This is a genomic window from Asticcacaulis sp., from assembly GCF_027484505.1.
In the GTDB taxonomy this organism is placed as follows: Bacteria; Pseudomonadota; Alphaproteobacteria; order Caulobacterales; family Caulobacteraceae; genus Asticcacaulis.
In genome coordinates this window covers 1-9,133 of sequence record NZ_JAIXSV010000052.1, presented here as the reverse complement: position 1 = coordinate 9,133, position 9,133 = coordinate 1, and the positions used below count along the sequence as shown (strand labels likewise).

The window sequence follows — 9,133 nt, the reverse complement described above, 5'->3', positions numbered from 1 at the left end:
CTTGACCGGCAGGCCGGCATCGGCCTCACGCAGAAACCCAATGATCTGCTCTTCGGTGTATCGCTTCTTCATCAGTCCGATCTCCGTCTCGGGTTGATCGGACTCTAGAACTACCTGCTGCGAATCTCAGGGAGCAGCGCAAGACTCAACGCTCCCGCAATGAAGAAGCGAATCTCCTCATTGAACGCTAGCACTCGCCCGTGCCAACTTTGGCCCAACAGTTCCTTAGAAAGCCAGCCCGAAAATGGTGTCGCGCCACAACTTGAAGCGGCCCGGCGATAAGCCCAGCAAGATATAACCCCGACCACCACTCCAACACAGCCAACGATCCCGAACGTTTGCCCGTTAAAGGGCTTACCCCCAAGAAAGCCCAGCCCAGTCCACGCTGAAATGAAGACCAAAGTGCTCAGCAGGCTCGGCGTATGAAAAGGCGCCGCAAATGAAAACTTCATATCCCTCACCGAAACGTTGCACACCCACCCAAGAAACGTAACCGGAAACCGCGGCCACCACCCAAGGAATCAGGAATCAATCCACGAACTTAGTAAGTTTACACCAACACCACCAACAACCAGGGAAACAACACCAGCCCAAAAGCCCGCTTGTAGTTTGCCGATTGCTGCGACATCCGATGAGATTTGATTGAACGATGCCAGACGATCAAACAACGTCGGCAAATCAAGCTGCACATATGCAAACGAGCATGCAAGCACAACCAACGAAATTGCCACAGCGAGATTAATCCAGCTCCTAGGGCTATTCCGCTGCCAAAAGGAGCAAGTCAACACACCGAGAAGTAAAACGCTGATCGCCTGTCCCGCTGGGATATTTTCCATTGACTTGTCTTCCACTCGAAAAATTCAACCTATCCACTCCGACCTGCCCACCGACCAAACCAAACGGCACCTATACAGGCGAAGGTGACCCCCGATATCTTGAGCACCAGCTCCGCACCAAAATCACCAGCTTGAATGTAAAGACCACCCATGGCCAATACCCACGCGATACAGGAAATCAAGATGGATCGCCGACAGCTTGCACGCGCCTGTAAACAAACGAGGACGAGCACACCGCCAAACATAGTAAAGAGGATGCGCTCCATTTCGGCGAAAAATCTGCTCTACATATCGGTTAATCAAGAACCGGGAATGGCTCCGCCATAGAAGGCACTGGTGAAACTGCGCGGGCCACTTCCATGACCTGCCCATTCACCAACTGCACAACTCGGCGTGCACCGGCAATCGTCTCCGGCCGATGAGCCACGATGAGCCGGGTCAATGCAAGCTGGCTCAACGCCGCTGTGACCGCGCGCTCGTTGCCGATATCGAGGTCACTCGTAGCCTCGTCCAGCGCAAGGACACAGGGTTGCTTGTAAAGCGCACGGGCAAGCAGCAGGCGCTGTTTCTGGCCGCCAGACAACCCTGAGCCGAGGTCGCCAACGAGTGTTTGATACCCCATCGGCATGCGACAGATGTCGTCGTGGAGTTGGGCCAAGCGGGCGCAGGCTTCGACCCGTGCTTGATCGAGGTGAACGTCGAAGAAGGCGATGTTGTCGGCAAGACTGCCGGTCAACAAAACGTCTTCCTGCATGACGGTGCCTATTTGACGTCGGTAGTTGGAGATGCCGAGTTGCCGGACTGGTTGACCGCCGTAGAACACGTCTCCCTCAATTGGCTTAAGTAAGCCCAGGGCGATCTTGAGCAGCGTCGTCTTGCCACATCCCGAAGCACCGACCACGGCCACGCTCTCACCGGCCTCAATCTTGAAGTTGGCGTCTTTGAGAATCCAGGGTTCGCCGTCACCATATCGGAAACTTACACCCTTGAGCTCGATACTTGGACTCAGGTGCGACAGATCGCTGGTGGGCACGTCGTCCTTTTCAGGCGGCTCCAAACAGATATCGGCCAAGCGCTCGGCATGCAGGCCAAGCATTTTCAAGTCAACGGCGTAGTTAATGAGAGCTGAAACGCGACCCGAGAATTGTCCCTTATAGCTAATGAAGGCGAACAGCATGCCAATGGTCATACCAGCACCAGAACTAGCACCGCCAGCCGTCATGCCATCCATGATGAGTTTGGCACCGAGCCATAGAACGAGGAGGTTTTCGACGCCGAAGACGAACGTGTTGGCTGTGCTGAACCACATGCTCATGCAAGCCGTTCGCACGTCACGATTCTGGACCCCGACGACAAGGTTTTGCCAACGGGCTCGCCGTTCTTCCTCCCTGCCAAAAAGCTTCAGCGGAGTAATGGCCCGGAGGGTCTCCAGAAAGTGTGTGTTTTCTTTGGCTGCGACGACTAAACGTTCGGCGGACGCATTCCGAAAGGGACTGTAAGAAGCCCAACGCAATATACCATAGAGTAGAACTGCTACAACGGTGACAGCAGCCAGCGTGGGCGCATAAATCAGCATCATGATGAGTGCTGCAGTAGCCATCATCCCGTCAAGCACAGCTTCAATGACTGCGGTAGTTAACGTATGCTGGATAGCACCGACAGAGCCGAATCGAGAAACTATATCGCCAAGATGTCGCTTTTCAAAGAAGGAAACTGGGAGGCGTAGCAAATGCGCAAACACGTTTCCGCTCCATTGCAGAGACATGACCTGCCCTATAAATATAACCATCCAGGATCGAGCCAAACCTATCGCTGTCTGAACGACAAGCAAAAGGCCAAATCCTAAAACTACGATTGTCAAAAGATCCCGGTCTCCAGCTGTTAGAACGTCGTCGACGACCATTTGCTGGAAGATTGGCGCAGCGATGGAAAATAGCTCTAAGACAACCGCGAGTGCAAAGACCTGAAATAGGGCCCGCCAAAGCCCTCGGACTTTTCCAGTTAAAGCGGAAAGGCTAATACGAGCAGCGGGAGCTTGCTTTTGAAATTCCGCCGCCGGTGTGAGTTCAAGGGCAATTCCAGTGAAGTGGCTCGAAAACTCTTTTAGCGAGAGGCGTCTTTTACCCACCGCTGGATCAATAACGGTCACATAACGGGAGCCAACTGATTGAAGTACAACGAAATGATTCATGTCCCAGTGAACAATACAGGGACACTTAAGATATGAGACTTCTTCTATTTCGAGCCCTAGTGGCCTACAAGTGAACCCCAGCCGCGAAGCATGTTCGACCAGCCCTCGGAGATTTACTCCTTTCCGACTGAGAGCGATCAATCTTCTCAAATCAAAAAGGTCTACGGATGCTCCGTGATGGCTCGCAATCATTGCCAAGCAGGCCAAACCACATTCTGCCGCCTCCGTCTGAAGCATTATTTTCACAATCACTACCGATTAATAAAACCCTGGCACAGCGCGTCTATTCCCGCCTTATCCGAAAAAAGCATCCATACTTTACCGTACAACTCCTTCTCGTCGGGAGCAATCAATTTCTCGCGGTACTCTTCATCGGGATAAAAGTAGCTTGTAACGCCTGAAAGACCAATTTGCTCCCACGCCTGCATCGTTGGAGCCCACAAAATATGCGCCCTTGGACATGATTTATCATCATCTTTACGACCAACACTATGCTTTAAATATTCGACTTGACGCCGTTCGAAATCGATATACGCTCGTTGGAGCTCAACAGAAAAGCCGTTCGTTTCGTACAGTCCTCGCCAATAGCCAGCAAGCTGACGCAGATAAACTTTGCCGTCATGCAAATCAATTTCCCTTGTGGATCCAATCGTAGTTAGCGACTGCTCCAATTCAGCATCTGTTTTCGCTGCAGGTGACCCGTGAATGGCGACGTAGCCGCCCGACAATATTTGCTTTGTCGTAGCGAAAAGGAAAATGGGATCCGCACAGGCAGAAACACAACGTTTCACGATGAGGTGCAGATGTCGCGCTTTTATGGCTAATGCAATCTCAAAGGCGGCCCCGTAGTCCCCGCCCCCTGAATCCATATAGAGAAGCTGGGGATTCGAGGAATCCAATAACTCAAGTATCTGCGTCTTTACACGGCGATTGATGTGACCCACAACGGAAATTGACCTGTCGGCAGAATTGAACTGAACAACACCATCGTCTGGAACATTTGGCGTTTCGTCTAATTGCCGTCTTGATAAAGATGCGTCATCAGTCGGGGGCACAACAACTACCTTGTTACAGGCAGCCAATAGGAAGGCTAACAGGAGCAGCCAAAATCGTTGCATATCGTAGCGTCCGGTCAAGGGGCGGCCACTCGGACCGCCCCTATCGCATAAGGCCTAGCCTAATTTATATTACTTGCGGCCAGCGGCTTTCCCTGCAGGAACGCTAATGCTGCCGGACACAGACCCGGAAATACTCGGAGAAGTATACGTTGTTGTACAAGTGATACTACTGGGTTGGCTGGCCGCTTGACTCGCTGCCGAAGGATAAGTGGAAACGCATGAGATTGACGAGCCGCCACTTGACGCAGAAATGCTTCCGGATACTCCGGGTCCGCTTTGAGAACTAGAAGCTGCGGAGCTGGGCCCAGAAGCTGAACCGGAATTTGACCCGCCGCCGCCGCCGCCGCCAAAAGCATCCTTCAATGCCTCCCATGCATCTTCAAGCCAACCACCGCCAGCTACCACTTCCATCTGTTGAACAGTCAAAATCTTCATGAATCTCTTTCATGTAAACAAATCCAGCAAAAGTGGGCCAGACAACCACATTCCGTCATTTTTTAAAAAATGAGCAAGAATCCTGCCTACTCAGCTGTTTCGCAATGCGCTTTCTCGACTTAAGCCTGAAATAGGTAACAGATTTATCTTTGGCAAAGAGGTTGTCTCGAAAATCGACGAGAACCAAATCCAGCGACCCATGAGGAACTAGAAAATCGACGATCCATAAGCTTTGCCCCTCCGACCATTCGTAGTCTTTAAGCCTGTAGTCAGGCTCGGTTAGCAGTCGCTTTTCCGTTCTGGGCGATAAATAGGCCCATACAACATATCCCACGCACTGGCCGAACCGATTGAAGTACAGTTTTATTTGATTTAGGGCAATTGGAGCCGACAAGTGCTCGATAAACGCCTTGATGCCCATAGAGCTATGCACGGCAGAGTAGCAAGCGAGCTTGCAACAATGCCCGATCTGCCCCTCGACAGTCAAAGCATCTGCTGGAAGAGGACCGTCTATGCTGCTCGTGCGATATCGAATCATGTCAGTCATTTGTCTTCAATGCGGTTAACGCTGTCGCAATGATTTTCTGAATTTCGGCAGAATACTCCTGCCGGCCACCCTCAAGCGAAGAAAAGCGATTGTCGAGGATATGGCGTTTCAGAAATGGAAGCTCTTGATTTCTTTGAATTGCTTTCGCATACGTACGCGCGCTCGGCTCTGGTGGTGAAAATCTTCCGCTCGCAGCTTCCACAATCAAGGCCGAATGCGACGATACTAGTTTCTCTGCTATTTCACGACAAACTCCAAGATCCACGTGCAACGCTTTGACCTTTTCACCCACCCCATCATCATTACTAAGTCGGACTAAAGCTGAGTTAAGATTACTTTCACCGAAACCCAGGCTTGAAGCATTCCGCATGACATCATCTTTGCGATTCCGCAGCACGTACTGAGTCTTGGCGGCGGCTTTCATCAAACCGATGCAACATTCGATAAAGGAGCTGTGCCTTCTGAGCAGCTTTTCACTTATGTGTGTTGAATTCAGACCCGCAAGACGAAAAAATTCTTTCGCCAGTGTTCGCTCCCATGCAAAACCAATTTCAGCCTTGATGCACTCAGATGTGGGAAAGTCTTCCGTGATCCCCAGGCCGGAAAATTCAACGATGTTTTCGTGAAACTTCAAAAGACTCCGAGTCAATATTTGACGTTGGTTCCATTGATCAATGCCAAAAGGCTCCGCAGCCTCACGCCGATAACCGGGGACGTAAGTCGTGGCTCCAAAGTCCAACAGCTTCCCATCTAAAGAAATATTGGAACACAATGGGGCGCCGTGAAACAATCTGCGGACGAATGCTGTTGCCAATTGACACGAGAGTCGACGCGACAGTTCAAGCAACCCATTTCCCAGTCGTTTCGCCGGACGATTTCCGGCCAATTGCAGCCGAAAAGTGGCATCGAATATTTCGGGCAAAAGCTTTAGCGCGTTTACGACTCTGGTGACGTCCAGATGCTGACCGCATTGGAACGCCGGCTCAAACAGAACATTGCGCATGAAATGAGCCGGGCGAAAACAGTTGCTCCTGATGAGAACAACACGAGTATCGGAAAGTGGGGCGCGCGAGTCTGCTCCAATTGCCACCGCACCGAGGATAGGAACTGCTCCGTAGGGCAAAATTTGCGAGCAAATTTCTGTCCATATAATCTCGCGAGCTGCTTCCACCGCATCAACGATGCCGTTAGAGTGCCAACGATCGTTCGGAATCTTTGGATTCGCTCTCCATAATGGAGTGATCCCTACTCCCTTCAGTTGGACCTTTTCATCGCCAGCGCAGCGCCCACTTCCTCCACAGTAGCCGACACCAAAGCCACCATACCGATCCGAATAGAGTTCCTTGCGGATACTCGCATCAAAGTGGCCATGGGAATCACCATTTCCAGGCAGGGCAAATGTTTCTTCATAGAGGAAATCCTCAGCAACACCCTCTCGACGCCAAATTACATGCATTTCCTTAGGTTTGGCGACAACCAAGGAAGCATAAGAGGTCATTGGCAGAGGTAAATTCGCTTTACGAAACATAGGATTTATGCTTGACATTGCTCGGCAGCAATTTTCTCGGCGCGCTCGAACGACGGAGCGGCGTATCCACCTGATTTTAGCCCATCAAATATATTCTTAGGACCGATTGAAATTCCGTTACCGCAATCTGAGTAAGCCAAACATTCAATATCGCAAAATTTTTTGCAAAGTTAATCTGCCATTCAGCTTCTAAAAGCTTGCATACTGATGCATCAAGATGGAAGACAATGAGTGCGTTGCCATCATTGCGATGCAGTTATCAGCAACCGTATCATCAATATTAATATGTTGGATATTCCATCCGCCTCTACTTGAAGCATGAGCCGGTTATAGTATGCAGATTCCACGCGTTGCACATTGGCGCCAGAACAGAGAACAGAGAACAGACACCGTGGCAGGTTTGTGGCTCCTCATAATCAATATCGTCTGTTTGGCGTCACAAGATCTATTTCATTTGTCGCGAAAAAACGGTGTCGCGATTGTCTACAAGTCATCGATTAATGGCGAGCACAGGCTCCAACAACCATTCCCAAATCTTTCTGCTGTCTTGTCTTACGTGCGCATCCAACCCCATGCCTGCGTTTAATTTGGATTGTTTGCCGTAGGTATTGACTGTCTGACTTGAAAGCTTGACAGTGATTCGGTAAAGAGGTTCGTTTGCTTGAGCAGCCGCGACGAGTGCTTGACTTTGTCCAGCCGGCAAATCCTGAGGTGCAATCGGGCTGGTGCTGATAGCAACCACCTCCCCCTTCGCCATACCAAATTTCTGATACGGGAATGCGGCATAGCGTAGATAGACCTCCTGCCCCAACTGCACGAAACCCGCGGTGCGACTCGGCGCGAACAGTTGCGCTTGCAGCTCTGAAAGCTTGCCGTTTGCCAACATCGGCACGAGGCTGGCGACGGTTTGCCCTGCCTGAACAGCTTGTCCGGTGCTGAGCGGCAACGCACTGATTCGGCCTGCTTGCGGCGCCGTCAAGGTCAAGCCATTGCGGCTGTCGTTCTCTGTGGCCTCTTGATCGAGTTGGGCAAGCGCTCTATCAAGTTGCGTCAAGGCGGTTTGAGCCTGCATGTCGGTCACCTCCATGTCCGCCTTGGCCGATTGCAGGTCGCGTTGCAACGCTTGAAGGCTGCGTTCCGCGTTGCGCACCCGGAGTTGCAGGTCAAGTAGTTCTTCCTGCTTCGTTTGCACCTGGGCCGAGGCCACGAAGCCGCTGTTGGCTAGTTCCTGCTGCCGTTCCAGGCTTCTCACTGCCAGCTGAGCCCGCAGCCGATTGGTTTCCAACTCACCTTGCCCTTGCCGCTCCTCGGCCTGGAGGCTTTGCAGACGCTGGGCAATGGAATCCAAGCGTTGCCTCAGGTTCTGCTCCGTGAGGCGCCGTTCTGTCATGAGGCTTGCTCGACGGGCCGTCAAGGCTTGAGCAGTCAGCGCCGCCGCGTCTCCTGAGGCAGTAATCCGCTCATTGCGCATTCGCGCAAGAGGCTGGCCCGCGGCGACCTCGTCGCCCTCCTTGATCAGCAGTTCCGAAATGACTCCCGGCTGCTGCGCACTGACGTGGATAAGGCCGGCTGCGGGCAGCAAGACCCCGTGGACTGTGCTTTTGCGCGTGATCTCGCCCCAGCACGCGAACGCAATCAGCGCTGCAGCCATCCCGACCGCCGCCGCCGTCACGACCGTGAAGCTCAATGGTCGACCGATACGGATGGTCCCCAGCCATTGCGCTTGGCGGGCTTCCATTACTTCGGATCGGAACAGGGGCTGGCTCAACGGCGAATCTCCAGAACGATTCGTGACACCGTTCACGAACCACGACCTGCAGATCACTCTACAACACCCACTCACGGGGTTGACAACATGACTATTAGTGAAATTTACCGACGAGCCCAAGGGCCAACAAGACACCACCCCCGCCATCTCAGGGCTTGGAAAACGTGCAGACTAGGGAGCACACCTAGGGCCTGAGCAACTTTGCGACGAAGCACTCGTTGCGGGGCGCGAGCGACCCAGCACCCAAGAATCAGCAGCTTCCCGCCGTCCTCAGGCGCGGCGCCTTAAAGATTGCTAAGGCGGTGCATCCAGGCCCAGTGTCTGGGCGCCGCTGTGACCTACTGGGCTGAGGAAATGCGATGCAAACCGGTGTCACAGTGCAGGCGCAGCTAAAGTGCTGATGCACAACAGAAAAGCACTGTGACAGCGTGCTGCAAGGCGTGTGACAAAAACTGTACAGAGGTATTCCAGCGGCGCAGCGACTGTCACGATTTTGTACTGCGACGCTATACGTTGTTGATTTACAAGGGTTTTTTCATGGCTACGATCAAATACGCTGATCTTGTTGAGTCGGTTGCGAGTGCTCTGCAATACATCAGCTACTACCACCCGGCCGACTACATCGCCCACCTGGCGCGGGCCTACGAGAGCGAGCAGAGCCCGGCCGCCAAGGACGCGATCGCGCAGATCCTGACCAACAGCCGCATGTG

Annotated in this window: 7 protein-coding genes; 1 reads left to right on the top strand and 6 read right to left on the bottom strand. The window is 52.6% G+C overall.

Going from position 1 to position 9,133, the window contains the following annotated elements:
• Positions 1-521: 521 nt before the first annotated feature.
• The 6 genes from Q0072_RS02485 to Q0072_RS02460 form a co-directional block, all read right to left on the bottom strand.
• Positions 522-836 (bottom strand): hypothetical protein, encoded by a 315-nt coding sequence (locus Q0072_RS02485; protein WP_298325239.1) that lies wholly within the window; start codon positions 834-836, stop codon positions 522-524.
• A 295-nt stretch (positions 837-1,131) separates the two neighbouring features.
• A complete protein-coding gene (locus tag Q0072_RS02480) occupies positions 1,132-3,264 on the bottom strand; it encodes a peptidase domain-containing ABC transporter (RefSeq protein ID WP_298325237.1) in 2,133 nt (710 codons plus the stop codon).
• Positions 3,265-3,278: 14 nt separating this feature from the next.
• On the bottom strand, positions 3,279-4,163 hold the full coding sequence (locus tag Q0072_RS02475; protein WP_298325234.1) for a hypothetical protein: 885 nt from the start codon (positions 4,161-4,163) through the stop codon (positions 3,279-3,281).
• A gap of 472 nt (positions 4,164-4,635) precedes the next feature.
• Positions 4,636-5,127 carry a toxin-activating lysine-acyltransferase gene (locus tag Q0072_RS02470; protein ID WP_298325231.1) on the bottom strand — a complete coding sequence of 164 codons (492 nt, stop codon included), beginning with the start codon at positions 5,125-5,127 and terminating at the stop codon, positions 4,636-4,638.
• Entirely contained in the window at positions 5,120-6,655 is a 1,536-nt protein-coding gene (locus Q0072_RS02465; protein WP_298325229.1) for a hypothetical protein, read from the bottom strand. Before Q0072_RS02465 ends, Q0072_RS02470 begins: the two co-directional genes overlap by 8 nt.
• Positions 6,656-7,145: 490 nt before the next feature.
• On the bottom strand, positions 7,146-8,423 hold the full coding sequence (locus Q0072_RS02460; protein ID WP_298325226.1) for an HlyD family efflux transporter periplasmic adaptor subunit: 1,278 nt from the start codon (positions 8,421-8,423) through the stop codon (positions 7,146-7,148).
• 537 nt (positions 8,424-8,960) lie between these two features.
• Between Q0072_RS02460 and Q0072_RS21865 the strand changes: the two genes are divergently transcribed.
• The coding region (locus Q0072_RS21865; protein WP_366941768.1) for a fumarate hydratase at positions 8,961-9,133 on the top strand (173 nt) is incomplete at its 3' end.